Source organism: Caulobacter sp. (genome assembly GCF_039596335.1).
Classification (GTDB): domain Bacteria; phylum Pseudomonadota; class Alphaproteobacteria; order Caulobacterales; family Caulobacteraceae; genus Caulobacter.
This window is the reverse complement of record NZ_JBCNJZ010000006.1, coordinates 64,699-91,687: the sequence shown is the minus strand read 5'-3', so window position 1 is coordinate 91,687 and position 26,989 is coordinate 64,699. Positions and strand designations below refer to the sequence as shown.

The window sequence follows — 26,989 nt, the reverse complement described above, 5'->3', positions numbered from 1 at the left end:
CTCACCAGCTCTTGCAGGCGGCTTCGGGAACGCCCGCAATGCGCTCCCACTGATAGGCGTCCACCGCTTCCCCGCGTGGCAGGTAGGTCAGCGAGAAGGTCTTGCCCTCGCGGGTGACCTGGTAGGTCAGGGTGCGGGTCACGTCGCCCTGCACCGCGTCCATGGCCACGCCGTAGGCGATCTTGTCGCCGTCGCGCAGGCCCGCCTTAGCCGCCTCCCCGCCAGGCTTCAGACCCTTGATGATCTTGTCGGGCGAGACGATCGCACTGGGATCAAAGCCCAGGTCGAAGCGGCGGATCTTCTTGGTCACCCGACGGAAGCAAGGCCCGAAGTCGCCGGACTCCGGCACGATCAGCTTGCCCGACATCATCGCCTGGTGGACGGACGGACCGTCCTGGCCGATCTCCTTGCGCAACATGTCCAGCCAGATGGCCTCGGTGATCGGCTGGCCCGCGCGCTCGCGATTGATCATCGCCAGGATCAGGTCGTCCATCGAGCGTTTGCCGCCGCTGGCGCGCTTGATCTTGCCGTTCAGCACCGCGAAGTACATCGCGCCCCGGTCGTAGGGCAGCACGCGGATGCGGGTGTCCTCCCAGAAGCGCGGCACGACCTGATCCTCGGGCGTGTCGTTCAGCAGGTTGGTGTAGTAGCGACTGGCGGTTTCGTTGATCCCGGCCAGATACGCATCGGTGCTCATCAACCCGGCACGCCAGGGCAGAAGTTCCTGGTAGAAGACCGCGTTGCCCTCGCTGTACCACTTGCCGATGTCGGACGCCGTCCAGGTGTGGGTCATCTCGTGGCCCAGGATCGACTTGATGCTGTCGCCGTCGACGTCCTTGCCCCAGGTGATCAGGAACGAGTGCGGATAGGCCGCCCCGCCCCCGGCGTTCATCGGGTTGTAGCGCATGAACACCCGATACGGCGGCTCAGTCTTGTCCTGGAAGAAGCCGCTCATCCAGCTGTGCAGCTTGGCCGTCCAGGCCATGGCGGCAACCGGATCGAACGGCGGCTGGCCGGTCCAGACCGCCGAGAAGGGTCCGTGGTCGGTGCGCTTGATCGTCCCGGCCATCAACACGATGTGGCCCAGGCGATTGGCCGGGCCGGCCGGCAGCTCGACGTCGCCGTCACCCCAGCTGGAAACGCCGGCCGCGCCAGGGGCCATGCCCGACAGGTCCCATTTCAGGGCCACGCGATAGTCGCCCTTGAGGTTGGGCTGAGCGATCAGCGCCACGCCCTCGGCCGAGAGGCCATCGCCGTCGATGCGCAGATTGATCGGCGGCCCGCCGGCGACCGGCGGCACGTTCTCCAGCGGCAGGCGATAGCGGACGGTCAGCTCGCCCTTCACGGCCCGGTTCGAGGTCCAGCCCTTGCCGGGGGTCGCGACCAGCGGCACGAGGCCGGCCGCGTCGGTGGCGATCAGGTCCTCGATCGGCTGCGCACGCCCCGCGCCCGGGACGGCGGTGGCCAGGTTGAAGACGGTCTGGCCGGCGGCGATGTCGACGGCCTGGGCGGTGACGCTGACCCGAACCTCGCCCCGGTTCTGCGCCTTGCTGATCCTGCCCGGCGCGATCGTCGCCTCCAGTCGCGGGGCCGGCGCCGCGGCGGGCCTCGCCCAGGCTCCCCCTGCCCCCGCCAGCAGGGCCATCGCCACGCTCGCCGCGGCCATCCTCTTTGCCATACTCAGACCCCCAGGTGAGGTCCTGGCGCATGGCTGGACCTGTCATCGGGTAATACGTTCGGCCCGGAAAAACCCGACGCGCGAGCGCCGCATGCGGATCATTCGGGCGTCCGCGTATTAGGTTACGAGGGCTTAGGGGGAGAGATCATGAGCGCCGACACCGCCGGCCGCCGAAGCGGCGCGTCGACCATCATCATCTGCTTTCTGGCGGCCCTGGTCGAAGGGGCCGACATTGTCTCGATGGGGCTGGCGGCTCCGTCGGTCGCCAAGGCGTTCCACTTCAATCCGGCCCAGGTCTCCTACATTCTGACCGCCACCGTCCTGGGCCTGATGGTCGGGGCGGCGCTCGGCGGCCGGCTTGGCGACAGGATTGGGCGCAAGCGGGTGATGATCGGGGCCTTCGTGGTGCTGGGCCTGTTCTCCGTCCTGACCGCCCATGCAGGTGATCTGCCCGCGTTCGCCGTCGTGCGCTGCCTGGCGGGACTGGGCATCGGCGCGGCCTTTCCCAACCTTATCGCGATCGCCGCGGAGGCCTCGCGTCCTGACCGGCGCGCGACGGGCGTGGGCCTGATGTTCGCCGGCCAGCCCATGGGCGGCATGTCGCTGGGGCTGTTCGTGGCCAGCCAGGCCCGCGACCTGGACTGGACCCACATCTTCTACATTGGCGGGATCGCGCCCCTGCTGCTGCTGCCGGTGCTGATCTTCGCCCTGCCCGAGTCCGAGACCTTCCAGCGCGCCCGCCAGACCACCGAGGCGCCCCGGCCCCCGTCCGCCGCCTTGGCCCTGTTCGGCGAGGGCCGCACGCTCATGACCCTTTTGTTGTGGGTCGCCTATGGCTTCACCCAGGTCGTGGTCTATCTGATGAACAACTGGCTGCCGACGCTGATGGTGGCCAAGGGCTTCACGCCGCAACAGGCCGGGATGATCTCGGCCATCGAGAACGCCGGGGCGATCCTGGGCTGCGTGATCCTGGCCATGATCACCGACCGCGGCCGCCTGCGCCCGGTGCTGGTCGTCACCTATATCGCCATCGCCGCCGGTCTCTGGGGCCTGGGGGCGGCTCAAGGCTTCGCCACCGTCGCCGCCGTCGGCGTGGTCGTCGGCTTCTTCGCGATCGGCGGCCAACTGGTGCTCTACACCCTGGCGCCGGCCTACTATCCCACCCTGGTTCGGGCTACCGGCGTCGGCGCGGCCGTATCGTTCGGACGTCTGGGCGGCATCGCCGGCCCGTTGGTCGCCGGACAATTGCTGGCCTTGAACCTGACGCCCGCCGCCGTGCTGATCTCCGCCATGCCCTGCGCGGTGCTGGCGGGGCTGGCCGCCGTTGGCCTGACCTTCGTGCGTAGGCCAGAGGCGTCGTGACGTCGGCCTTTCTGCCTTAAAGAGATCCACGCCGTGAAACTGATCGACGCCGAAACCGTCCGCGCCCAGCTGACCCACGCCGCCTGCATCCCGCTTGTCCGCGCGGCGATGATCGCCCTGTCGACCGGGCAGACCCGGCAGTTGCTGCGCTCGGTCATCCCGCTGGTCGATGGCCACATGTTCGGGATCATGTCCGGCGCTTTGGCCCCCGACGGCGTATTCGGCGCCAAGTTGGTCAGCGTCTGGCCCGAGAACTTCGCGGCCGGCAAACCTTCCCACCAGGGCGTGGTTGTCTTGTTCGACCCGGTCAGCGGCGCGCCGACCTGCGTCGTCGACGCCGGATCCATCACCGCCATCCGCACAGCCGCCGCCAGCGCCGTGGCCACCGACGCCCTGGCCCGGCGCGGGGTGTGCCGGTTGGCCGTGCTGGGCTATGGCGAGCAGGCCGAGCAGCACGTTCTGGCCATGATCCAGGTGCGCTCGATCCAGGACGTGCGGATCTGGGGCCGCAATCTTGACCGCGCCGCCGCCTTCGCCGAGCGGATGACGGCGCGGACAGGCCTGATCATCACCCCCTGCGCTGAAGCCAAGACCGCGGTCCAGGACGCCGACGTGATCTGCGCCTGCACCAACGCCGCCGAGCCGGTCCTGATGGGACAGTGGGTTTCGCCCGGGGCGCACGTGAACCTGGTCGGTTCCAGTGTGGCCGGCCCGGCCGAAGCCGACGAGGACCTGGTGGCCATGTCGCGCTTCATCGTCGACAGCCGGGCCGGCGTGCTGGCCCAGGGGGCCGAGTTCCTGCGCGCCAAGGCCTCGGGTCGGATCGACGAGGACCACATCGCCGGCGAGATCGGCCAGGTGCTGGCCGGCAGCGTCGCAGGGCGCGGCTCGCCCGACGAGGTCACGGTCTACAAGTCCCTGGGCCATATCGTGCAGGATCTGGCGGCCGCGGCGCTGTTGCAGCGGCTGTCGGCGCCGTCGGACTGAGGGGCGCCGACCATCGGAGGACGCACGCCCGGCGCGCGCGCCCTCAGGCTGGACGCAGATCGCCCAGGTCGGAGCGCACCAGCCGGGTGACGGAGGTGAAGCGGTCGGCCGGATAGAGGCTGACACTGAACTCCACCAGCTCGCCGGCCGCGAAATAGTATTTGCGGGTCACCTCCAGGGCGTGGTCGTCGACCAGGGCCAAGAGGGCCTGGGCGTGACAGGCCGGCACTCCGGTGGCCCGCAAGGCCTGCTCGATCTCCACGACACGCCGGCCGGCGGCCTCCTCGATCAGTTCGATGATCGCGCCCAGCTCGCCGATCGGCCGGGCCTGGATGGTCTCGGCGAAGTCGGCGCGGACATAGACGTCCGTCCAGCAGGCCGGCGGAGCCTTGGGCTTGTCGGGATCGCGGCGCAGTTGCGCCACGCGAAGCCATCGGCTGCCCGGCGCGACGTCGAAGAGCTTGGCCGCCTCCTCGTCGATGACCACCAGCTCGATCGACTGGACCAGGCGCTGGGTGCTGCTGGCGTAGTGCAGCAGCGACTCGATCGAGCCGATGGCCTGGACATAGTGGGCCCGCCCCTCGACGGGCTTGGCCGACTCCACCCGCGTGCCGCGGTTGGGCCGGCGGCTGACGATGCCCAGTTCCTGCAGCTCGACCAGGGCCGCGCGCAGCGTCGTGCGGCTGACGCCCAGCGACTCGGCCAGGGCCGGCTCGTTGGGCAGATTGCCGCCCACCGGGTAGACCCCCGCGGCGATCTCCTCGGCCAGGCGCTTGGCGACGGCCGCGTACCTCTTCACCGGCTTGCTGCTCATGGTCTCGGCTTAATGCGTGTCGGCGCGCCAAGCTAGCGCGCTTGACATTTGTATCAGACAAATGTTTTGTCCCGTACAAATTTTAGGGAGCGCCCGATGGCCAGCACCGTTTTCGACTCGCTGCTTTTCCGCGACATGTTCGGCACGGCCGCCATGCGGGCGCTCTTCGCGGACGAGGCGCTGGTCGGGCGCTATCTGGAAGCCGAGGCGGCCCTGGCCCGGGCCCAGGCGGTCGTGGGCGTGGTGCCCGCCGCAGCGGCCGAGGCGATCGACAAGGCCGCCAAGACCATCCAGATCGACTACGAGCGCCTGCGCCACGAGACCGAGAACGTCGGCTATCCGATCCTGCCGCTGGTCCACCAGCTGTCGGAGGCGGCCGGCGAGGCGGGCGGCTATGTCCACTGGGGGGCCACCACCCAGGACATCATGGACACCGCCAACGTCCTGCAGATCCGCGCCGCCCTGGAGCTGGTCGACGCCGACATCGAGGCGCTGCGGGTCATCCTGGCCAAGCTCGCCCGCCGCTATCGCGACACCCCCATGGCCGGCCGCACCCACCTGCAACAGGCCCTGCCCGTCACCTTCGGCTACAAGGTCGCCGTCTGGCTCTCGAGCCTGGATCGTCACGCCGAGCGCCTGGCTGAACTTCGCAAGCGGGTCCTCTTTGGGGAGTTCTCGGGCGCGGCCGGCACCCTGGCCTCGATCGGCGAGGGCGGCCTGGAGATGCAGGCCGAATACTGCCGCCAGCTGGATCTTGGCCAGCCGCCGATCACCTGGCACGTGGCCCGCGACGGCATCGCCGAGACGGTGACGTTCCTTGGCCTGCTGACCGGCTCGCTGGCCAAGATCGCCACCGACGTCATGCTGATGATGGCCACCGAGTTCGGCGAGGTCTCCGAGCCGTTCGCGCCGGGCCGCGGCGCCTCCTCGACCATGCCGCAGAAGCGCAACCCGATTTCCTGCGAACTGATCCTGGCCTCGGCCAAGGCCGTGCGCCAACATGTGGCGACCATGCTGGACGGCATGGTCCACGACTTCGAGCGCGCCACCGGCCCCTGGCACCTGGAATGGCTGGCCGTCCCGGAAAGCTTCATCCTGACCGCCTCGGCCCTGGCCAATGCGCGGTTCATGCTCGACGGACTGGTCGTCCACGAAGCGCGCATGCTCGCCAACCTGGGCATCACGCACGGTCTGATCGTCGCCGAGGCGGTGATGATGGCGGCCGCGCCCGTTCTGGGCCGCCAGCACGCCCACGACGTGGTCTATGCGGCCTGCCGCACGGCGATCGAGGATGGCGAGCCTCTGGCCGAGGTCCTCAAGCGCGACGCCGAGCTCGTCAAGGCCCTGGGCGGGGCGCAAGCCATCGACCAGGCCTGCGATCCCACCAATTATCTGGGCCTGTCCGGGCCGATGACCGACCGTGTCATCGGCGATCGCGGCCACGCCTGATCCTCATCCAGTTCAAGCGCCGACAAGAGCGTCATCCACAAGGGAGTATGACAAGTGGCGAATAAGGCAGCGGACACGTCCCAGACCCCGGGCGTCGGCGCCAAGCCGTTCTGGCGGGGCCTTGGCTTCCAGGTGGCGGCCAGCATGGTTCTGGGCGCGCTGGTCGGCATGCTCTGGCCCGAATTTGGGGCCTCGCTGAAGATCCTGGGCGACATCTTCCTGCGCCTGATCAAGACGGCGGTCGCGCCGCTGGTGTTCCTGACCGTGGTCATGGGCATCGCGGCGGCCGGCGACTTCAAGCGCGTGGGCAAGGTGGGCCTGACCGCCCTGGTCTATTTCGAGATCGTCTCGACGATCGCCATCGTCTTCGGGTTGGGCGCGGCCTACCTGTCGGGCGTGGGCAAGGGGCTGGGCTCGCTCACCGCCTCGGCCAACGCCGCGAAGGGCGCGGCCGACGCCGCCCACAAGGCCGCGGAGTCGCACACCAGCCTGGGCGCGTTCTTCCTCAACGTCTTCCCCGACAACTTCATCGGCGCCTTCGCCAAGGGCGAGTTGCTGCAGGTGTTGGTGATCGCCGTGATCTTCGGCGCGGGGCTGCTGAGCCTGAAGGCCAGCCGGCGCGAGCCGATCGAGGCGGGCCTGCATTACATCTCCGACGCCTTCTTCGAGTTCATCAACCTGATCATGAAGCTGGCGCCGATCGGCACCTTCGGCGCGGTGGCCTATGCCGTGGGCGCCAATGGCACGGCCGTGCTCGTTTCGCTGGGCTGGCTGGTGATCGCCTTCTACCTGGCCATCTGCGCCTTCATCGCCCTGGTGCTGGGCGGGGTCTGCCTGATCTTCCGCATCAACCTTCTGGGCCTGCTGCGCTACATCAAGAGCGAGCTGGTGGTGGTGCTGGGCACGGCCTCCTCCGAAAGCGTGCTGCCCAAGCTCCTGGCCAAGCTCCCCGGCTATGGCGCTTCGCGCCAGACCACGGGCCTGGTCCTGCCCACCGGCTACGCCTTCAACCTCGACGGCACCTCGATCTTCATGGGCATGGGGGTGGTCTTCCTCAGCCACGCCTACCACATCCCCTTGAGCCTTGGTCAGCTGGCCGCGCTGATGGTGATCATGCTGCTCACCTCCAAGGGCGCGGCGACGGTCTCGGGCGGCACCTTCGTGGTCTTCGCCGCCACCGTGACGGCCTCGGGCTTCCTGCCGATCGAAGGCCTGGCCCTGATCTTCGGCGTCTACCGGTTCATGTCGATCGCGGTCTCGACCTGCAACGTCATCGGCAACTGCGTGGCCACCGTCGTCACCGCCAAGCTCTGCGGGGAGTTCGACCCTGTCTTGGCCGAGCGCGCCAACCGCGACCCCAAGGGCGCCGAGCGCGCCGTCAACGAGGCTTTCGAGGCCGGATGATCCATCGCCTGGCCGGTTCGCGCGCGAGCCGGCGGGTCACGAGGCTGAGCGTTATGCTGGCCTCGTCGGCCCTCTGCGCCCTGAGCGCGGCCCCCACGCACGCTCAGCAAGCCGATCTGGAGGCGCTCGTGCGTCGACAGGCCGAGCAGATCGCCCGTCTGGAGGCGCGGCTGAACGCCCTGGAGGCGACCACCAAGCCAGCAGCCTCGTCGCAGGCCCAGGTCGCCCCGCCGGCAGTCCCCGCCCTGGCCGCGCCGGCGCCAACGCCCGTCACCAGCGAACTGGCCACGCGCCTGGCCAAGGTCGAGCAGGTCCAGGCCAAGCAGTCGCGGATCGACTGGGCGCGGGGCGGCCCGGAGTTTTCCAGCGCCGACGGCAGCTTCACCTTCCATCCGCGGCTGAGACTGTTCCTGGACGCCTCGACCACCTCCGGCTCGAAGCTGGACAGCCGCAACCTGACCGGCACGGAGGGGCGCGACTTCATGCTCGGCTTCGACGGCCGGCTGGGCGGCCCGCTGAGCTATCTGGTGGAGGTGGCCTTCACCGACAACAAGACCTCGGTGAAGAACGTCTTCGTCGCCTGGACCCAGCCGGTGGGGGGCGACAACCTGGAGCTCTCGGTCGGCAATCGCGTGACCGAACGCACCATGGAAGGCTCCACGGCGATCAACGACATCCACTTTCTGGAGCGCAACGCCGTGGCCGCCGCCACCCAGCCCCAGGCCGGTTACTACGGCATGGGCGTTCGCGCCCGCTATCTTGGCCGGGGCTGGCATATCGGGCTGGAGGCCAGCGGCAACGACATCAACGAGCTGGGCGCGGCCAACGACACGGCCCTGGTGTCCACCCGTGTTCACTGGACGCCCCTGTCGACGCCACGCGGCCTGATCCATCTGGGCGCCTGGGGCTATCTGGAGGACATTTCCTCGGGGACGACCAGCGCCTCGCGCAACATCTATATCGGCGGCCATTTCGCCGACGCGCTGCAGATCCGTTCGGGTACGGTATCGGGCCCCAGCAGCAGCGCCGCCTATGGCGTCGAGCTGGCCGAAAGCCTGGGTCCGACCTGGGCGATCGCCGAGTATGGCCATCGGGAGATCAACGCCGCCAGCACACATCCGCAGATCGACGCCTATGCCTTGAGCGCCGGCTGGTTCCTGACCGGCGAGCACATCGCCTATGCGGCGCGAACCGGCATCTGGGGCCGCCAGACCGTCAGCAAGGCCTTCAACGCCGGCGGCCCAGGGGCGGTCGAACTGGTGGGACGCTACGAGCATGCGGCCCTGTTCGAGAATGTCGGCCTGGCCGGCGTCGGCGGCGCGGGGTCGGCCGTGACGGTCGGGCTCAACTGGTATCTGACGCCCAACGTCAAGCTGGCCGGATCCTACAGCGCCTGGCGCACCGACAACGCTTCCGGATCCATCATCGGCCCGGACGACGGCCAGACCCTGGCCGCCTCCATGCGCCTGACCTACTGAGGAAGCCCCAGATGGACGAGGATTTCCGTAAAGCCGCCCTGGATTACCACCGGCTGCCGCGGCCCGGGAAATTGGCGATCGAGGCCACTAAGCGCATGGCCACCCAGCGCGACCTGGGCCTGGCCTATTCGCCCGGCGTCGCCGCCCCCTGCGAAGCCATCGCCGCCGATCCCGACCTCGCCCGCGACTACACCGCCCGCGGCAACCTGGTGGCCGTGATCTCCAACGGCACCGCCGTCCTGGGCCTGGGCGACATCGGCCCGCTGGCCTCCAAGCCGGTGATGGAAGGCAAGGCCGTCCTCTTCAAGAAGTTCGCCGGCATCGACGTCTTCGACATCGAGGTCGACGCCAAGGATCCCGACCGCTTCATCGAGGTCGTGGCGGCCCTGGAGCCCACCTTCGGCGGCATCAATCTGGAGGACATCAAGGCCCCCGAGTGCTTCGTCATCGAGCGCGCCCTGCGCGAGCGGATGAACATCCCGGTCTTCCATGACGACCAGCACGGCACCGCCATCGTCTGCGCCGCGGCCGTCCGCAACGCCCTGGTGGTCCAGGGCAAGACCCTCAAGGACGTCAAGCTGGTCACTTCGGGCGCGGGCGCCGCGGCCCTGGCCTGCGTGGACCTGCTGGTCTCGATGGGCCTGCCCGCCTCGAACGTCACCCTCACCGACATCAAGGGCGTGGTCCACGCCGGCCGCGACCCGGACATGCCCGAGAACATGGCCCGCTACGCCCGGCCGACCGACGCGCGCACCCTGCCCGACGTGCTGCCCGGCGCCGACATCTTCCTGGGCCTCTCGGCCCCGCGCGTCTTCAAGCAGGAATGGCTGCCGCTGCTGGCGCCGCACCCACTGATCCTGGCCATGGCCAATCCCGAGCCGGAGATCCTGCCCGAGTTGGTGCAGGCCGCGCGCCCCGACGCCATCATGGCCACCGGCCGCAGCGACTACGCCAACCAGGTCAACAACGTCCTCTGCTTCCCCTTCATCTTCCGGGGCGCGCTGGACGTCGGCGCCAGCGAGATCAACGAGGCGATGAAGGTGGCGGCCGTCGAGGCGATCGCCGAGCTGGCCCGGGCCGAGGCCTCCGAAGTGGTGGCCAGCGCCTATGGCGGCGTCGCCCCGATGTTCGGCCCCCAGTACATCATCCCCAAACCGTTCGATCCGCGCCTGATCCTGCAGATCGCCCCGGCCGTGGCCCGCGCGGCCATGGACTCAGGGGTCGCCACCCGGCCGATCGACGACTTCGACGCCTATCGCCAGGAGCTGGAGCTGTTCGTCTACCGCTCGGGCCAGCTGATGCGGCCGGTGTTCGAGCGCGCCCGCAAGGCGACCCAGGTCGCCCCCGTCCGCGTGGCCTATGCCGAGGGCGAGGACGAGCGGGTGCTGCGCGCCGTGCAGACCGTGGTCGACGACGGCCTGGCCGCGCCGGTCCTGATCGGCCGCCGCGACGCCATCAAGGCCAAGGTCGCTCAAATGGGCCTGCGCCTTGACCTGGACGGCGCCGTGGAGATCCTCGACCCGCAGGCCGACCGTGAGGTGTTCGAGCCGATCGTTGGCCAGTATCAGGGTCTGGTCGGCCGTCGCGGCGTGCCGCCCGCCGCCGCCCAGCGCCATGTGGAAACCCGTCGCACGGTGGCCGCCGCGATGTTGCTGCAGACCGGCCAGGTGGACGCGGCCCTGGTGGGCGGAACGGGCGACTGGTGGCGGCACATGCAGTACGTCCTGCCGATCATCCCGCGCCGCCCGGAGGTCAGCCGCGTCTATGCCCTGTCGGCGCTGATCCTGGGCAACGGCACGCTGTTTTTCTGCGACACCCACGTCAATGTCGACCCGACCGCCGCGCAGATCGCCGAATGCACCCAGCTAGCGGCCGAGGCCGTCCGGCGCTTTGGGCTGACGCCCAAGGCGGCCTTGCTGTCGCACTCCTCGTTCGGGGCCAGCGACTCGCCCACCGCCCGCAAGATGCGCGAGGCCCTGGCCCTGGTGCGTGAGCGCGCCCCCGATCTGGAGGTCGATGGCGAGATGCACGCCGACGCCGCCCTCTCCCAGGCCCTGCGCGAGCGCCTGACGACCGACAGCCCGCTGAACGGGTCGGCCAACCTGCTGGTCATGCCCACCCTGGACGCGGCCAATATCGGCCTGACCCTGCTGACGGCCGCCACCGAGGCCCTGCTGGTCGGCCCGCTACTGCTGGGCATGAGCAAGCCGGTCCAGGCCCTGGTCCCTGGCGTCACGGCGCGCGGCATCGTCAACCTGACCGCCCTGGCGGTGAACCAGGCCGCCGCGCGCCAGGGCGCCGTCTAGAAGCGCGACGACAGCCGCAGTACGTATTCACGGCCGTTCGTCCCCAGCCCGCCGACTTCCGGATACTGGATCCCGCCGCCCTGGGTCAGGGCGCGCTCGGCGATCTTGTCCGGATAGGCATCGCCCAGGTTCAGCACCGAGACGCCGACCTTCAGGCGCGGGCTGATCGCATAGTCCAGGGTCAGGTCCACCGTGGTGACAGGGCCGAACACCTGCTCGCTGAGCACCTGCACGGCGCGGAAGCTGCCAAAGCGCGCGAGGTTCAGCCCCGCGCTCCAGGCCCGCCAGTCGCCGCGCGCCGTCAGGGTGGCCTTGTTGCGCGGCAGGGCGTCGGCGATCAGGTCGATCGACGAGGTGGCCAGCAGCGGCAGGCTGGGCAGCACCGGATTGGCGTTCAGATGATCCAGGTCGGTGTCGGTCTGGGTATAGCCGGCGGTGACGTCCAAGCGCCCCTCGGTCCCCAGCTGACCGCGCCAGTTGGCGGTCAGCTCATAGCCGCGCGTCGTCGTATCGGCGGCGTTGGTGAAGAAGCGCGCCTGGCTGGCGTTGGTGACGCCCGCGGCCTTGAGGACGGCGGTCACGGCCGTTCCGCTCAGGGTCTCGCTGAGCGCGATCCGGTCTTGGATCTTGATGCGGAAGGCGTCGGCGGTGAACGACAGGCCCGGCAACGGCGTCAACACCAGGCCGGCGCTGAGGTTGCGCGACGTCTCGGGCTTCAGCGGCGAGGAGCCCAGGGCGCGAGAGACCGGATCGTCGACCGCGAAGGTGCCGATATTGACCAGTACGCCATTGCTGGACTGGCTGGTCACCGTCGAGAAGAACCGCTGCTGCAGCGACGGGGCGCGAAAGCCGGTCGAGACCGTGCCGCGCACGGCCAGGACCGGGACCGGCCGCCACAAGGCGCTGATCTTGCCGGACGTGGCGTCCCCGAAATCGCTGTAGTGTTCGTAGCGAGCGGCGGCGGCCAGGGTCAGGCTCTGGACCGGCTTCAGCTCAGCGTCCACGAAGGCCGCCACCGCGCCTCGGTCGGCGTCGACCGGCGTTGGCGGATTGAAGCCCGGGAAGCCCTGGGCGCCCGCGCCGCTATATGAGCCCGGCTCCCCGCTCGTGATGCGAAAACCCTCCCAGCGATGCTCGACGCCCACGGCCAGGTTGCCGCCCGCCGCCAGCGCCAGGGGCCGCGAGGCGGTAAAATCCAGGACGTTCTGGACGTAGCGCGTCGCGCCGGCGTCGAAGCTTGAGGGGCTGGTCGTCCCCAGCGAGGTGTTGGTGGTGTCGTGGACGTGGAAGCGGGCCTGGTTGTAGCCGGGCGCGTCGCTGAGATCCCACGACCAGCCGCGCCAGGCGCCGCGCAGGCCGATCGCGCCGCCGGCGTCGTCCATGTCCAGCCGGATGTGCGGCACGAAGCCTTCGGGATAGACGGCCGGCGCGATGGTCGGGGCGCGGTACTGGGCCGGACTGGTCGAGCGGCGGCGGTCATAGACGAGGTCGCCGTACAGCGTGACCCCGCTCCCAAGGTCGTATTGGCCATCGGCGGCCAGGCCCACGTCCAGCGAGTCTGGATCGCCCTGTTCGGTGGTCAGGCGGCCATAGCGGCTGTCGATCGCCGCGCGGTTGGTGCTGTTGCGGCTGCGGATCTCGGCATTGAGGTTCAGGCGGCCGCGCTCGCCCAGGGCCAAGCCATAGCCCAGCGAGGCGGTGAGCGTGCCGCCGTCGCCTTTCTCGGTGCGCCCCGCCTGCACCGCGGCATGACCGCCCCGGTCGGTGCGCAGGACGATGTTGATCACCCCGGCAATGGCGTCCGAGCCGTACTGGGCCGCGGCGCCATCACGCAGGATCTCGATGCGGGCGACCGCCGACATCGGGATGGCGCCCAGGTCGGTCGGGACCGAGCCGCGGCCAAAGACGTTGTTGAAGTTGATGACCGACGAGCCGTGCCAGCGCTTGCCGTTGACCAGCACCAACACCTGGTCGGGGGCCAGGCCCCGCAGGCTGGCGGCGCGGGTGTTGGCGGCCGAGGGGCCGGTGGCGCCGCGCGGGAAGTTGAAAGACGGGGCGATGAAGGCCAGCGCGCGGTTGACGTCGTCAAAGCCCTGGGCGGCCAGGGTTTCGGCCGAGATCACGTCGACCGGCGCGGGCGAGTCCGTGGCCAGGCGGGCCGGCGCGCGGCTGCCGACGACGACGACCTCGTCCAGTTGGGCGGCGTCTTGAGCGTGAGCGGCGGCGGCGAGCAGAGCGAAGGCGTTGGTCGTGGCGAGCAGTCTGAACATGGGATCCCCGAGCGTCTGAAAGCGACGGCCTTGCGATACTTCGCCCCTCGGGCGCGCCTAAGCGCTGAGGTTCGAACGGGCGTTGCGCGACGCGCAACGCAGGGCTCAGACGTCCGCCGGCAACGCCCGGCGATAGGCGGCGCGACCGAACAGCGCGCAGGTCGCCGACAGGGCCAGCATCACCGGCGCGGCCAAGGCCAGGGCCTGGCCGACCCTGGCCTCTTGGCGAAAAACGATGTCGGTGATCGCCGCCACGATGGGCGGCCCCAGGCCAAGGCCGATCAGGTTGACCGCCAGGACGGCCAGGGCGTGCTGCAGGCCGCGCATCCGGGCGGGCGTGATCTCCTGCAGACTGGCCGGACCGCTGCCCACGGCCATGGTCACCAGGAAGATCAGCGGCCACAGCAGTATAAAGGTCAGGTCCGGCGAGGCCGCGCGCGTGGCGCTGGCCGCCAACGGGATCGCCAGCAGAGCCGCCAGGCCAAGCGTCCAGAGCCGCCCGTCTCGCAGGCCGCGGGCGCGCAAGGCGTCACCGACGAAGCCCGCGCTGAGGCTGCCGGCCACGCCGGCGGTGATCACCGTCAGCCCGACCCCCAGACCCACCGCGTGCGGCGCCAGGTGGAAGGTCCGGATCAGGGCGCTGGGCGTCCAGGCCGAGATCGAATAGCTGGCCATGGCCGCGAAGGTGACGGCGGCGTTGACCGCCAAGGCGCCCTTCCCGCCCGCGCCGGCGAACCAGGCCCGCGCCTGGCGCCAGGACGGTGCGGTCTTGGTCGGTTCAGCCTCGCGGCGCGGCGGCTCGCGCAAGGCGGCGACCCACAGCGCCACCGGGATCCCGGCCGCGGCCGTCGCCAGGAAGGCCAGGCGCCAGGCCGGCAACGCCTGACTGGCCGGCAGATGCTTCAAGAGCGCTCCGCCCAGGATCAAGGCCAGGCCGCCGCCGACATAGGCGCCCATGCTGTAGAAGCCGGCCGCGACACCTTGGCGCCTAGGTGAAAACCAGTCGCCGATCAGCGAATAGGCGCTGGGCGCCATGGTCGCCTCCCCTGCCCCGACGCCGATCCGGCAGGCCAGCAGCATCGCATAGCCCGGCGCCAGGCCGCAGCCGGCCGCCATCAGGCTCCAGATCGCCACGCCGATACAGAGCACGCTCACCCGGCGCCGGGTGTCGACCAGTCTCCCGATCGGCAGGCCGGCCAGGGCCAGACAGAAACCAAAGGCCGGGCCTTGCAGCAGGCTGACCTGCAGGTCGGAAAGACCCAGGTCGCGCTTCAACGGCTCGACCAGCAGGTTCAGCACCTGTCGGTCGATGAAGGCCAGCACATAGGCCACGATCAGGACGACGAGGCCGTAGACGGCGTAGGCGGGGCGGATCGGGGCGGCCATCACATCGAACTCCGGGGCAGATCGGCCACCTGCGGATAGACCTCCGGGTGATCGAGAACGTCGTGAGGGATCATGGCGCGCGGGGTGACCATCTCGGCGCGCCAGGCGCCGTCGGGCGCCAGCTCCAAGGTCAGCAGGCCCACGCGCTTGTCGCCCAGGCGCGGCTGGATGCTGTCGGGGATCAGGAAGGCCGTGGACGGCGCCCACAGGTGGTCGGCGCCGACGATCCGCCGGCGGCGATGCTGGTGGACGTGACCGCTGACCACCAGGGCCTGGCGTCCTTCCAGCAGGTGCGTCAGGCGCCGCCGCGGCCCGGGCGGGGCAAAACGGGGATGGTCGGGCGTGGCGTCCGGATGATCCAGGGCCAAGGGCTTGTGCAGGAAGAGCGCGACCGGGCCGCGGGCGGCGGCCAGCTCGTTCTCGAGCCATTCGGCCTGCAGGCCCTCTTCCGGGTCGCCGCTCGCGAACAGCTGGCTGTTGAGGCCGATCAGGGTCCAGCCGTCGCGGGCGAACCACCACTGGTCCGCGCCCAACGCGCCACGAAACTGGGCCAGGCGGCGCGGCGAGAACGCCGGCTCCTTGGCGCCGCCCGCCGGCGGGCAGTCGCCAACGTCGTGATTGCCGGGCAGGCAGTGCAACGGGGCCGACAGGCGCGAGAGCACGCGACGCGCATGCTCGAACTGGGCGGGATCCTCGGCTCCGTCGGCGGTGACGTCGCCCAGGTGGATCACCGCGTCGGGCGCCCAGGCCTCGATCCAGTCGATCGCCGCCTCGACGTTGGCGTTGAAGGCCGCCGCGACGGGCGCAAGATGGGTGTCGGAGATCAGGGCGAGGCGCATGGCAAGGCGGCGGGGACGACGCGGACGCCGGATCGTCCGCCGACTTCGCTTGCCGGATCGCCCGCCGCGCCAGAAGCGCAAGCCTTGCAACCGCCATTGCGTCGAACGCAACGCATCCTCCGAGCCGCCCATGCCGCGGCGGGGAACCTGTCCTCATTCTGTGACAATCGGGTGCTAGCCCGGTGACACTGCCGCAAGGGGACGCCCATGCTGAGACAGACCCCTTCGCTGGAGGCGGCCGAGGCCTTCCTGGTCGCCGCGCGTGCGCCCAGTTTCCGCGCCGGCGCCGCCGAGCTGGCCTTGAGCCCGTCGGCCTTTTCGCGCCGCATCCAGCTTCTGGAGAACTTCGTGGGCGCGCCGCTGTTCGACCGCTCGGGGCCGACGCCGCGGCTGACCGACCTTGGCGCCTGCTATCTGGACGAGATCGCTCCGGCCCTGGAGGTGATCCGCCGCGCCACCCGGCGCCTGCGGGCCGCCGACAGCGCTGTGCGGGTCAGCGCCTCGCATTCCTTCGCCGTGACCTGGCTGATGCCGCGCCTGACCGAGCTGCGGGCCGCCGGGCTGGAGGTCGAGCTGATCATCCGCCAGGGCCTGGACGGCCTGCGCGACGGCCAGGCGGACCTGGCCATCTGCGGCGGCGACACCGCGCCGGCCGAGTTCGCCTCCGACGTCCTGGTCGAACTGGACGCGTTCGTGGTTTCGGCCCCCACGCCGGCCGGCGGCGCGAGCCTTGCCAGGATCGACGATCTCTCCGCCCACGCCCTTCTGACCACGACCGGCGGCGCCAACCTGTGGTCGCGCTGGTTCGAGCAGGTCGGGCGACCGGCTGCGACACCAAGGCCAACGCCGCCCCTGCCGACCCTGCAGGCGATGTACGAGGCGGCCGCCAACGGCCTGGGTCTTGCGCTGGCGGTGCCCCTGGCCAGCGAGCGCCTGCTGGCCGAGGGCCGGCTGGTCCGCCGCCTGCCCCTGGACGCGCCGATCGGCCAGCAGTACCGCGTCGTCTATGCCGAACGCCCGCGTGGGCGCCGCCCTGCTCAGGAAGCCTTCGTCGGCTGGTTGAAATCGGAAACCGCCGCCTCCAGCGATCGCTTCCGACGAACGCCCGTCACCCATTGAGGCCCGCGGCCGGCGCCCCGCCGGACCGTTGCCGGCTGCAAACCGACCGTCGCGATCTAGACGGGCGCGCCGATCGAGGCCTGGCCAGCCGCGCGCCGGGCCAGGCCTTCCCAGCTGAACCGCGCGTCGCCGCTGACCTCCGCGCCCAGCCAGGCCGGGCGCTCGAAAGCCTCGTCTTCCCGGTCAAGCTCGATCTCGGCCAGCACCAGGCCCGTCAGGGCGCCGCCGTAGACGTCCACCTCCCAGACGTGGCGCCCGTGGGCCACCTCGAAGCGGGTCTTTTCGACCATCGGCGCGGCGGCATAGTCGGCCAGCATCAGCTCGGCCTCGCCCCAGGGGATCTCGTACTCGAACTCGTGCCGCGTCAAGCCGCGCCGAGGCCCCTTGATAGCCAAGAAGGCGCGATCGCCCAAGAGCCGGACCCGAACGCTGGCCCGACCGCGGGCAAGATAACCCTGGCGAATGAGGACGCCGCTATCGGCCGCCTCGCGCCAGCGCTCGCTGGCGACCAGGAACTTCCGTTCGATCTCAAGGTGCATCTAAAACTCAGCCTTCGACGCGGGCGACCGCAACAGGACCGCGCGTGGATGGATCACAGGTCACGACGCTGTCAGGCGGCCAGCGCCATAACTCATCGCCAGGCTGACGGCCCACCACGCGGTAGAAAGAGCCTTCGAGCGGGAACGCCAGGACCGCGGCGAAGTTGGCCCGGGCCGTGCCGCTCTTCAGCGGCATCTGGATTTCCACCAGTCGAACATTCATCGCCCGCCTCCGGCCTGGCAAAGAGGATGTCGCCGTCGACGATCAATCCGACCCTCGGCGCGGTGTCAACGGGATCTGGTCGGCGGCGTGAGCGCCAAGCCCCGCGCAAGACCTCAAAGTTGCAATTGTCACAAATTACAATCACATCCTAGCTTCACCGAAACGAGGTGGAGCCTCATGAAGTTCGAGGTCGAGATCGAAGACGAGGTGATCGAGCGGCTGACCGCGACGATCGCCCAGCAGCTCAAGGACGAGCCGGACAAGCGCGAGCAGCTGGCCGCCTTCGCCCTGACCGAGGTGATCGGCTGGATGTCGGCCGCCATCACCCACACCTCGATGACCGACCAGCACACCGCGTGGCTGGAGAAGCTGTTGCCGCTCTTCTACGGCGAGCAGCCGCCGACGGCCGAGCGCCTCTACAACGGCTTTTCCGTGCCCTACGGCCGGGCCAGCTACATCACCCGCGTCCTGCTCGAAAAGCAGCACTCCGACTGGCGCAAGAAGGCCCGCCAGACCCTGCTGGCGGCGCTCACCACCCCGGAGCGGACAAAGGAGGTCGCCCACAACATCGCCCAGAGCGACGTCCTGCGCTACGTGCCCGTCTCGCTCGACGCCGGCGCCTATCGTGAACTGACCGTGCTGGTGACGGAGATTTTCGAGGATGATCCGCCGCTCGCGCCGCCGATCAACAAGGCCGCGGGCCTTGGCCGGCGAACGGTCGAGATCCCCACGCAGCTCTTCGCGGTCCTTATCGCCAAGCTGAAGGCCTGATCATGGAAACGACCACCCTGGTGTCCCTGTCCGGCTCGCTGATGAGCCTTTTTGGTCTGCTGGTGAGCCTTTTCTCCATCCACCTGGGCAACTGGCTGGCCAAGCTGCAGGCCCTGCGCACCAAGTGGGACATCAACAGCGGATCGGGCGACGCCGAGCGCGCCGGCCGGCGCGAATGCCGCTATGCGCTTGCCGAAATCTACAATTGGCAGCCGCTGGTCATGACCACGATCATCGCCGGCTTTGGCCTGGCGGTTCTGGGCTTCTTCAATGGCGTGCGCCTGGCCGCCCAAGTGGTTTTCCCCGGTGGCTATGTCAGCCTCTACAACGGCTTCTTCGGCATCATGATCACGCTTCAGCTGGTCCTGCTGGGGTGGGGCTACTGCGTGGGATCCAAGCTGAAGGGCGACATCGACACCGCCTTTCCCAAGCCCAAGCCGGCAGCGCCGGGCGGGTGACGCCGGCGCGGCGCAATGCGGGAGCCTTTCTGGCCGACGCGCTGAAGCGCGGCGCGGCGCTCAATGTCTACGAGCCCCGCACCTACCAGATGAGCGCGGCTTTCAAGGCGGCCGAGACGCTGTGCGCTGGCCAGCATGCCGTCCTCACCTTGCCGACAGGCACAGGCAAGACCGTGATCTGCGCGATGACCGCGGCGCTTTTCCGGCAAGCCCGCCCCCAGGCGCGCATCATCGTCACCGCCCCGCGGCGAACCCTGCTCAATCAACTGCACGCCCGGTCGCGATGGCTCAATCCCACCGCTCCGACGAGCCTGGTGGGCGCCGATCCGCGCGAGACGGACCGCTTCGTGCGCGCGGCCTTCCACCACACGTCGGTCGTGTTCGGCATGCCGGAGTTCCTGGCCAGACGCCTGCAGCAGCAGATCGTGCCGGCCGAACAGGTCGCCAGCGTCGACTTGCTGATCGTTGACGAGTTCGACGCCTTTCTGACCCTGCGCTACCTGGCCCGAGGCGTTTCGGCCGACTTCCACGAGGCCTTCTGCGATCTGCGCGCGGCTTTGCCGGAGACTTGCCGCCTGCTGCTGGTCAGCGCCACCACGCCCGAGATCGCCCCCGCCGATCCCTCCGCGCCGCTGGATCGGCGGCAGGAGGCCACCGCCCAGGCGGCCTTTCGCAGCTATCTCGACGAGCGCATAGCGCCGACCTATGTGACCATCGCACCGCGCTACTACGCCGCCTTCATCCCCCACGCCGACCTCGTCTTCGTCGCGGTCGTCGACAAGGTGGTGTGCGATCTGGACCAGGCGATCGACGAAGACACCAGCCTGATGATCAACTGGATCTCGGGCACGATCGGCGAGTGGATCGACCCCGGTTACGTCCTGCCAAGGCTGCCAGCCATCCTGAACGGCCGCATGGCGCTCTTTCCCGGCGGCCCCCGCGTGAGCGCCGGCGACAGCCTGGCCGGCCTGCTGGGACGACTGCTCTTCCTCAGCCACCTGGCCGATTTCATCTACGAGGACATGGCCGAGGGCGTCGAATGGCGCGACGAGGAGACCACGCGCTACAGCGGCGACCTGGAAGCGCGCATCCCCACGATCGTGCGCCGGGTCGAAACCCCGATCGCGCCCGCACCGGACGGCGCCATTCGCCGGCCGCGGTTGAGCGCCAAGTTCGAAGCCCTCCAAGCGATCCTGGCGCGGCATCCGGGCCAGCGCGGCGTGATCTTCTTTCGCTACGTGCGTGTTCTCGAGGCCGCAGCCGCGGCGCTCCGTGAGGCCGGACAAACCCTGGTCGTCGTGCATGGCGAAGAGACCCTGCAGGCCAATGACGCGGCCCTGGCGACCTTCAGGGCGACGCCGGGCATGCTGCTGCTGATCACCCGCGACACCGGCAAGCGCGGCCTTGATCTTCCCGAGGGCGACTTTGCGGTCTTCTACAGCCCCAAGGCCCGCGAGGACGTCACCTGGCAGGAGGTCAGCCGGATCCGCAGCACCGTCGGATCGCCCAAGCACACCTACATTCTCTTCTACGCCTACACCGGCGAGGCCGAGAAGAAGGACACCATGCTCGAAGCCCTGGCCCAAACGACCCACTCCAAGGCGATCAGGACCCTCAGCGTCGCAGACCTGGCCATGATTGAGACCGCCAAACGCCAAGTCCTTCAGTCCCAGAGCTAGCAAAAATCCGGACAAAAACTTAAGGCGACGCCTTGAGCCCGGCCTACGCGATCAGAACTATCGCGCATCACCTCTAGCCTCCGCTACAAATTCAGAAATATCCTGCCGACTCTCAATGGTGACATTCCAATATTCCCTAATTGTATCATTAGCCTGCTTCTTTTTCATAGGCGCTGTTGAATTGCGAATTTTCGCTAGAAGGAGGCGTCTTTTCAATAGCGACTGAACGATTTTGTCCGCCGCCGGCGCGACATGTGGAGCTATTTGCTTATATGCAATGATATTACTCACCGAAAGATCTATCAACCTATCGATAGTATCCATGTCTTTTTCAACATAATACCACTTTTCTGGATCTGGATTTTCAATCCAAGATTTATACATTGGCAGAAAAACCGCTCTCTGACTTTCCGCAAGATACCCTAACGTCATCGCCACATCAAAAATTGAAGTAAGTAGCTCATCACCGTCATCAGAAGCAGATAAACAAATCAGGTTTGTATCGAACGACAGAGGCTTCCCTTCTTCGACGACAGGGTGGCTCTCGCGATGCACAAGCACACGAACGCATTTTCGCTTTGACGCTCCGGTGATCGACTGCCCCGTTTTTTCAGCGTTTGCCCCGCCATAGGCGAGAGGCACCGTGGCCAAGGTTGCCGCATCAGCCCGTAGAGACGGGGTTTGCGTAGCCTGCAATGGAGGTTGGCGATCGGAGATTAGCCAGGCAACAAGGCTTAAAATTGCAATACTCCAAGCAAGCACCATGCAAATGACAATAACCTGAAACGCATGCCTCTTCGTCAGTGTCGGAAAGACGATCTTCCGAATAACATCCCGAAATATAAGCACGCCGCCGCCGGCAAGAAGACCAGTCACACCGGCTACTTTGGCGATATCGACCAAGGCGCTCCCTGCCATTCGCCCCTCCAGTGCATTCCTCTATAATTTCAGGTGGCGCAAGGGAGGGGAGGCGCGAGGCGCGCACTTCCGAGACACCATGGCGCACGTCCCCGACACAGAACACCACCGCCCCAACAGGGATGCATCATCGCACACACTCGCCCAAAGATAGAGTCACGATCACAGCCAAGCGCCTGCCATGTCGACGCCTTGGAGAACCTGTACTGTTCTGCCGGACCGGTTGATGCGCGCCCGCCGGGTAAAGGCAGGGATCTGCGGGATCGGCGTGGCCGTTGCAAAATCGCCGAAAGTTCAACGGCGGCGCCTGAGGCCAACAAAGCCTCGTGATCGCCCCTGCCCCGGAGCCAAAGGGCCGATCGAGCCTTGATGGACGAAACCCGACAGGGCTCACTCATAACACCACTCGGATGACCGGCATGAAATGCTTCCTGCTTAGGAATGGATGGCGGACGAGCATGGCGATGAGCCTGCTCGCTGCGCTCTGCTGCCTGCTCGCGGGTCCTGCCCAGGCGATGCCCGATCCGTGTCAGTCGCTTTCAAGCTCCTTGCGCGCGGCCGATCTCGCATGGCTGACCTACGATCTGAGAAATCGCTTTCCTCGCAATGACGCCGAGGTTCTCAAGCCGATTTCCGTCGCCGAGGTTGATCGGCCCGATCTTTTGGGCCCGGTCTATGATCGCAAAGGCGATCGGATCGTCATTCCGCGTCAATTCCTGCGGACCCAGTGCCATATGGTTTTGCTGCAGGTCGTATTCCAAGCCGAGCCCAACCACGATTTCGAAGCCGTGCGCGTCGCAACGCGCGACTGCATGGAAGCCGCGAGCCCGAAGCTCACCTGCCTGGACGGGGCCATTTCCCGGTTCATTGCCGGGCTGACCCTGACGCGCCCTCCTCCGGCGCTGGAAAACAACGCCGTCGACTTGCTGGCGCTCACCGTGTTCGCCGTTCGGTTTCAACTCGCCCACGAGGCAGGACACATCCTCACCAATGCTCGGACCGCATCGGTGGAGGCCTACAACGCCCTGGACGTCGAGCTTGAGGCGGACATCCTGGCGGAGGTCTCGATGATCGGCGACGTCGCGCTGATCGAGGCGCCGCTCTACGCCATGGCGACGGCGTCCCTGGCCGATCCGGATGGCGACGACCAGCACGAACCGACGATCTGTCGTTTCGAGGAGACGCGATCGGTCATCCGAGACCTTGGCGCCCGAGGCCTGCTGCTCAATTCATGGGACCAGTCCTCACGGACCGTTCGCACCGGCCCGGCCACGGCCTCGTTGCGCGCGATCAAAAGCGCTTACTTTACCGCCCCGCCCCGCCAGGACTGCGCTCAAAGGGACGATCAGCGGCTGGCGGCGGTGAAAGCCGACCTCGATGATTTGATCAAGTTGCTCAACCTGCAACGGGCCTCCGATCAGGGGTTCGTCGTGCGCGATCTGGGCGTCGCCGACACCAAGCTGGCGGCGTTTACGCCCCGCACGCCCGCCGGCGCGCGGCTGCGGGCGCTGCTTCGCATGACGATCGTGATGATGCGCTACGATTTCAGCCAGGCGCTGACGATCTCCGCCGACGGCAAGGCGGGTGAAGACTTCGAGGCCTATCTCGCCTCGCTGAGGACCTTTGGCGATCTTACCGGCCCCGACGCCGGCGCCCACTTCCGATCAGGCGAGCTGGCCGCTCTGCTCTTCAGCAAGGCGCTCACGACGTTCGCCCGGCAGCCCAAAAACAGTTCTCTGCGCGAAAACACGCGGCTGTTTCGCGACGACTTGCGGCGCATCGACCAGATCAGTCCGCTCAATGACACCATCCAGGCCGACCTGTTCGTCATCGGCATCAGTCCGGCCAACCAGGCCCCCGGCATTTCCCGGCTGGTGCTCTCGCGGCTCCAGTTCGAGGCGAGCATGAACCTGATCCTGGGTGATTGCCGAGAAGCCAACCGACTCCTTCAGACAGCCAGGGCGGCGGTCGGGGCCGGTCCCTCCAAGCCGATTTCCGATGCGGCATGCCGGGAGGAAGGCAAAAGCAGCGGTCGGAAGATCGCCGAGGACCTGGGCTGGAAGGTCGACCTTCCCTAGGCTGGCGCCGCCGCGCAGCTTAACTTGCGATAGCCGATCAGTCTGTCGCCGATGCCGGGCCCAAAATCCTCCGCCAGGACCGGGAGCGCCGTCAGTTGCGCAAATTCGGTGAACCCGCAGATGTCGGCGCCAAACCAGAGGTCGATCATTCTTGGCGTCGCATTCGCCGCTCTCGCGGCACTTGAGGACCTCGTCGTAGTATTCCGTCATCGTCAGGAAGGCTTCGCGGGTCTCCTTGTCCATAGCGATCGGAGCGGGGCTGGTCTTCGACGCGGCCGCCGCGTGGATCTGCGTCCGATGGGCCAGAACGAAGCGGGAGACCTTCGCCTTGGCGCCGACGAGGTTGTCGTTGTGGCTGAGGGAGAGCATTTCCACGGCAAGCTGCTTGTGCTGCAGCGTCTGGGCGTCTTGTCGCTGGGCCAGATAGATCCCCCACATCACCACCACCGTGACGATGACCGAAAGCCCGGCCAAAAGCTCGACCGAGGCGACCAGGACCCGATTGCTGACCCCGCTGGCCAGGAGGGTGATGATGCGGCGTGCGCTCATCGGGCCCCACAGGGATTGAGGTAGACCGCGATCTTTCCGCCAGGACGCGAGAAGGCCACCCGATTGGCGGCCTTGCGAGCCTTGACCAGGCAGGCCAACTCCGCGGGCGTGAAGCGACGCTTGGTTTGGCTCGGCGCCAACGGATAGAAGGCGTCTTCGACGATCGGCGGGCAAACGCCGTAGTCGATCATCGCGCCGCGCCTGCCGACTTTCAGCCGATCGGCATGGGCGCGCAGGCAGGTAAATTGCCCGGTGGTGAGTATGAGCGGCTCCTGAGCCTCGGGGGCCGAGAGCGCCCCCGACGACGGCGTGAGCCCCCAGCCGGTCGCCAAAATCATCGCCCCCAAAACTCTCAACCGCATCGTCTCGACCTTGGCCCCCTGAACAATGGCGCGACTAGGTGCAAACCTGAGTGTCGGGTCAAGGTGTCCAAGCGGCAAGGCGCTGTCGCTCGATGACGCGTGCGCCCACGCCAGACCTAGACAGAAAGCGTCAGCGGATGGGCAGGATCGGCGCGATGTCGCGCTCCCAGTGCCCGCGCAAGGTCCTGGCCAGGAAGGCTACGAACAGCCGGGTCTTGGCGGCGGCCAGACGGTTATGGGGGTAGACGGCGTGGATCGGCGCGTCCGGTAAGGGGACCTTGGGAAGCACGATCTCCAGGTCGCCGCGCTGGATGTCGCCGGCCACATCCCACACCGCCTTCATGATCACGCCCGCGCCCTCCAGCGCCCAGACATGGGCCAGATCGCCGTCGTTCGTGGTCAGGTCGCCCCGCATGCGGACCTGGCGCCCGTCCGCGAACGTCCAGACGTCCGGTGGCGGCGCACCGAACAACACCGCATCGTGGCTCGCCAGTTCTTCCAGGCTCGTGGGTCGGCCTCGGCGATCAAGGTAGTCGGGGGAGGCGCACAGCACATAGTCGTTGGCCGCCACAGGCCTGGCGATCAGGCTGGAATCGGCGAGCGGCCCGAAGCGAACGGCCACATCGAACCCCTCGTTGACCAGGTCCACGACCCTATCGCTGGCGTCCAGATGCACCCTCACGCCCGGGTGTTCTCGCTCAAAGGCGTGAACCAGGCTGGCCAGGCGCCGGCGGCCGAAGGCGAAGGTCGTGGTGACCCGCAGCAATCCCACCGCGGTGTTCTGTCCGCGCGACACCTCAGCCTCAGCCTCGGCGATGTCCTCCAGGATCCGCGTCGCCCGCAGATGGAAGGCCGCGCCTTCGTCGGTCAGAGACAGCGTTCGGGTCGTGCGGTTGATCAGGCGCACGCCAAGCCGCTCTTCCAACCGCATCAAGCGCCTGGAGACCGCCGCCAGGGACAGGTTCAGCGAGGCCGCCGCCGCCGTCAGGCTTCCGCTTTCGGCGATCCGGGCGAAGACGATGAAATCGGCGAGTTGGTCGGCCAAATCATTGCTCTAAACGCAAGAGTACCTCTCTGTTGAGCAATATTATCACGCCCCGATCAAGCCCCTACATGGCTGCATGCGGCGGGCTCTGGCCTCCTCCGGGGTCGGCCGCGCCCTCGAAGGAAAGCTCCTATGGAAACGAAGAACGTGGTGCTGGTGGCCGGTGCGCACGGGGTCTCTGGCCGAGCCGCGGCGATCGCCTGGAGCAAGGTTCCCAACACCAAGGTCTATGGCCTGTCGCGTCGCGACGCGCCTCTGCCCGACGGCGTGGAAGGCATCTCTGTCGACCTGCTCGACCGCGCCGACGTCGAGGCCAAGCTCGGCGGCCTCAAGGACGTCACCCACATCGTCTTCGCCGCCTATATCGAAAAGGCCGGCGCGGCCGAGCGCTCGCAGGTCAATGTCGCGATCCTGCGCAACCTCGTCGAGGTGGTGGAAACCGCATCGCCGGTGCTCGAACACGTGGCCTTCTACCAGGGGGGCAAGGCTTACGGCTCGGACCTGGGTCCGTTCAAGACGCCGGCCCGCGAAGACGACCCGCGCCTGATGTCGCCGAACTTCTATTACGACCAGGAGGACTTCCTGCGCCGCGCCCAGGTCGGCAAGACCTGGGCCTGGACCGCGCTGCGCCCCGAAGCGATCATCGGCTATGCGACCGGCAACCCGATGAACCTGGGCGTGGCCATCGCCGTCTACGCCACGATCTCCAAGACCCTGGGCATTCCGCTGCGCTTCCCTGGCTCGGCCGCGGCCTATGATGCGCTCTATCAGGTCAGCGCCGCCGACCTCCTGGCCGATGCGACGGTCTGGGCCGGCCGCACGCCGGCTGCGCGCGACGACATCTTCAACCTGACCAACGGCGATCAATTCCGCTGGCGCCACATGTGGCCCCGGATCGCCAAGATGTTCGACATGGAGATCGCCGAGCCCACGCCCCTGCCCTTGGCGGCCTATATGGGCGACAAGGCCGAGCTGTGGGCGCAGATCGTCGCCCAGTCTGGCCTGCAGGACATCGCCTATGACAAGCTGGTGTCCTGGAACTTCGCCGACTTCATCTTCAACAGCGGCTTCGACAACGTCTCCAGCACGATCAAGGTGCGCAAGGCCGGGTTCGACGGCTGTGTCGACAGCGAGACGATGTTCGCCGCCTTCTTCGACCAGCTTCGCGCCGACAAGGTCATTCCCTGACGACCAGGCCCCGGCGCGCCAGCCGCGCCGGGGCTCTGCTTGGCCGCCAAGCCCCTGGCCGGCTTACCGCCCTGCCCTGCGCCGCCC

General features: G+C 68.0%; 23 protein-coding genes. 12 read left to right on the top strand and 11 right to left on the bottom strand.

Annotated elements, in window-relative coordinates; translation table 11 throughout:
- Nucleotide 1: 1 nt before the first annotated feature.
- The gene (locus ABDW31_RS13840; protein WP_343699014.1) at nt 2-1,666 is read right to left on the bottom strand and encodes a hypothetical protein; all 1,665 of its coding nucleotides are present in this window, start codon (nt 1,664-1,666) and stop codon (nt 2-4) included.
- A gap of 159 nt (nt 1,667-1,825) precedes the next feature.
- On the opposite strand from ABDW31_RS13840, the gene mhpT reads away from it, so the two are divergent.
- On the top strand, nt 1,826-3,040 hold the full coding sequence (gene mhpT, locus ABDW31_RS13835) for a 3-(3-hydroxy-phenyl)propionate transporter MhpT (protein WP_343699013.1): 1,215 nt from the start codon (nt 1,826-1,828) through the stop codon (nt 3,038-3,040).
- Between the two features lie 33 nt (nt 3,041-3,073).
- Nucleotides 3,074-4,027 (top strand): ornithine cyclodeaminase family protein, encoded by a 954-nt coding sequence (locus ABDW31_RS13830; protein ID WP_343699012.1) that lies wholly within the window; start codon nt 3,074-3,076, stop codon nt 4,025-4,027.
- Nucleotides 4,028-4,070: 43 nt separating this feature from the next.
- On the opposite strand, the gene ABDW31_RS13825 is transcribed toward ABDW31_RS13830, so the two are convergent.
- A complete protein-coding gene (locus ABDW31_RS13825) occupies nt 4,071-4,841 on the bottom strand; it encodes a GntR family transcriptional regulator (RefSeq protein ID WP_343699011.1) in 771 nt (256 codons plus the stop codon).
- A gap of 96 nt (nt 4,842-4,937) precedes the next feature.
- On the opposite strand from ABDW31_RS13825, the gene pcaB reads away from it, so the two are divergent.
- The 4 genes from pcaB to ABDW31_RS13805 are packed head-to-tail and all read left to right on the top strand — an operon-like array spanning nt 4,938 to nt 11,478.
- Nucleotides 4,938-6,290, top strand: a complete 1,353-nt coding sequence (gene pcaB / locus ABDW31_RS13820; protein WP_343699010.1) for a 3-carboxy-cis,cis-muconate cycloisomerase — start codon at nt 4,938-4,940, stop codon at nt 6,288-6,290.
- Nucleotides 6,291-6,344: 54 nt separating this feature from the next.
- The gene (locus ABDW31_RS13815) at nt 6,345-7,694 is read left to right on the top strand and encodes a cation:dicarboxylase symporter family transporter (protein WP_343699009.1); all 1,350 of its coding nucleotides are present in this window, start codon (nt 6,345-6,347) and stop codon (nt 7,692-7,694) included.
- On the top strand, nt 7,691-9,172 hold the full coding sequence (locus tag ABDW31_RS13810; RefSeq protein ID WP_343699008.1) for a porin: 1,482 nt from the start codon (nt 7,691-7,693) through the stop codon (nt 9,170-9,172). The genes ABDW31_RS13815 and ABDW31_RS13810 overlap by 4 nt, the downstream gene beginning before the upstream one ends.
- An 11-nt stretch (nt 9,173-9,183) precedes the next feature.
- Nucleotides 9,184-11,478, top strand: coding sequence for an NADP-dependent malic enzyme (locus ABDW31_RS13805; RefSeq protein ID WP_343699007.1), 2,295 nt, complete (start codon nt 9,184-9,186; stop codon nt 11,476-11,478).
- Here the strand turns inward: ABDW31_RS13805 and ABDW31_RS13800 are convergent.
- The 3 genes from ABDW31_RS13800 to ABDW31_RS13790 form a co-directional block, all read right to left on the bottom strand.
- A complete protein-coding gene (locus tag ABDW31_RS13800; protein WP_343699006.1) occupies nt 11,475-13,748 on the bottom strand; it encodes a TonB-dependent receptor in 2,274 nt (757 codons plus the stop codon). The two genes, ABDW31_RS13805 and ABDW31_RS13800, sit on opposite strands and share 4 nt — an antisense overlap.
- Nucleotides 13,749-13,853: 105 nt before the next feature.
- On the bottom strand, nt 13,854-15,134 hold the full coding sequence (locus ABDW31_RS13795) for an MFS transporter (RefSeq protein WP_343699005.1): 1,281 nt from the start codon (nt 15,132-15,134) through the stop codon (nt 13,854-13,856).
- Nucleotides 15,134-15,973, bottom strand: a complete 840-nt coding sequence (locus ABDW31_RS13790; RefSeq protein WP_343699004.1) for a metallophosphoesterase — start codon at nt 15,971-15,973, stop codon at nt 15,134-15,136. The genes ABDW31_RS13795 and ABDW31_RS13790 overlap by 1 nt, the downstream gene beginning before the upstream one ends.
- Before the next feature lie 207 nt (nt 15,974-16,180).
- Here ABDW31_RS13790 and ABDW31_RS13785 point away from each other — a divergent pair, with 207 nt between their 5' ends.
- Entirely contained in the window at nt 16,181-17,092 is a 912-nt protein-coding gene (locus ABDW31_RS13785) for a LysR substrate-binding domain-containing protein (RefSeq protein ID WP_343699003.1), read from the top strand.
- A 56-nt stretch (nt 17,093-17,148) separates the two neighbouring features.
- Here the strand turns inward: ABDW31_RS13785 and ABDW31_RS13780 are convergent, their stop codons facing one another.
- The gene (locus ABDW31_RS13780) at nt 17,149-17,631 is read right to left on the bottom strand and encodes a CYTH domain-containing protein (protein ID WP_343699002.1); all 483 of its coding nucleotides are present in this window, start codon (nt 17,629-17,631) and stop codon (nt 17,149-17,151) included.
- A 7-nt stretch (nt 17,632-17,638) separates the two neighbouring features.
- On the bottom strand, nt 17,639-17,854 hold the full coding sequence (locus ABDW31_RS13775) for a hypothetical protein (RefSeq protein ID WP_343699001.1): 216 nt from the start codon (nt 17,852-17,854) through the stop codon (nt 17,639-17,641).
- 177 nt (nt 17,855-18,031) lie between these two features.
- Between ABDW31_RS13775 and ABDW31_RS13770 the strand changes: the two genes are divergently transcribed.
- The 3 genes from ABDW31_RS13770 to ABDW31_RS13760 are packed head-to-tail and all read left to right on the top strand — an operon-like array spanning nt 18,032 to nt 20,762.
- Nucleotides 18,032-18,625, top strand: a complete 594-nt coding sequence (locus tag ABDW31_RS13770; RefSeq protein ID WP_343699000.1) for a hypothetical protein — start codon at nt 18,032-18,034, stop codon at nt 18,623-18,625.
- Nucleotides 18,626-18,627: 2 nt separating this feature from the next.
- On the top strand, nt 18,628-19,083 hold the full coding sequence (locus ABDW31_RS13765; RefSeq protein ID WP_343698999.1) for a hypothetical protein: 456 nt from the start codon (nt 18,628-18,630) through the stop codon (nt 19,081-19,083).
- Nucleotides 19,080-20,762 (top strand): DEAD/DEAH box helicase, encoded by a 1,683-nt coding sequence (locus tag ABDW31_RS13760; RefSeq protein ID WP_343698998.1) that lies wholly within the window; start codon nt 19,080-19,082, stop codon nt 20,760-20,762. Before ABDW31_RS13765 ends, ABDW31_RS13760 begins: the two co-directional genes overlap by 4 nt.
- Nucleotides 20,763-20,819: 57 nt before the next feature.
- Here ABDW31_RS13760 and ABDW31_RS13755 read toward each other — a convergent pair whose 3' ends face one another.
- Nucleotides 20,820-21,665, bottom strand: coding sequence for a hypothetical protein (locus tag ABDW31_RS13755; protein WP_343698997.1), 846 nt, complete (start codon nt 21,663-21,665; stop codon nt 20,820-20,822).
- A gap of 473 nt (nt 21,666-22,138) precedes the next feature.
- Between ABDW31_RS13755 and ABDW31_RS13750 the strand changes: the two genes are divergently transcribed.
- Entirely contained in the window at nt 22,139-23,758 is a 1,620-nt protein-coding gene (locus ABDW31_RS13750) for a hypothetical protein (protein WP_343698996.1), read from the top strand.
- Here ABDW31_RS13750 and ABDW31_RS13745 read toward each other — a convergent pair.
- The 3 genes from ABDW31_RS13745 to ABDW31_RS13735 form a co-directional block, all read right to left on the bottom strand.
- On the bottom strand, nt 23,755-23,907 hold the full coding sequence (locus ABDW31_RS13745) for a hypothetical protein (protein WP_343698995.1): 153 nt from the start codon (nt 23,905-23,907) through the stop codon (nt 23,755-23,757). The two genes, ABDW31_RS13750 and ABDW31_RS13745, sit on opposite strands and share 4 nt — an antisense overlap.
- A 396-nt stretch (nt 23,908-24,303) precedes the next feature.
- Nucleotides 24,304-24,645, bottom strand: coding sequence for a hypothetical protein (locus tag ABDW31_RS13740; protein WP_343698994.1), 342 nt, complete (start codon nt 24,643-24,645; stop codon nt 24,304-24,306).
- A 154-nt stretch (nt 24,646-24,799) separates the two neighbouring features.
- On the bottom strand, nt 24,800-25,714 hold the full coding sequence (locus ABDW31_RS13735; RefSeq protein ID WP_343698993.1) for a LysR family transcriptional regulator: 915 nt from the start codon (nt 25,712-25,714) through the stop codon (nt 24,800-24,802).
- A gap of 132 nt (nt 25,715-25,846) precedes the next feature.
- On the opposite strand from ABDW31_RS13735, the gene ABDW31_RS13730 reads away from it, so the two are divergent.
- Nucleotides 25,847-26,902: an SDR family oxidoreductase gene (locus tag ABDW31_RS13730; RefSeq protein WP_343698992.1), complete on the top strand. Its 1,056-nt coding sequence runs from the start codon at nt 25,847-25,849 to the stop codon at nt 26,900-26,902.
- Nucleotides 26,903-26,989: the final 87 nt, after the last annotated feature.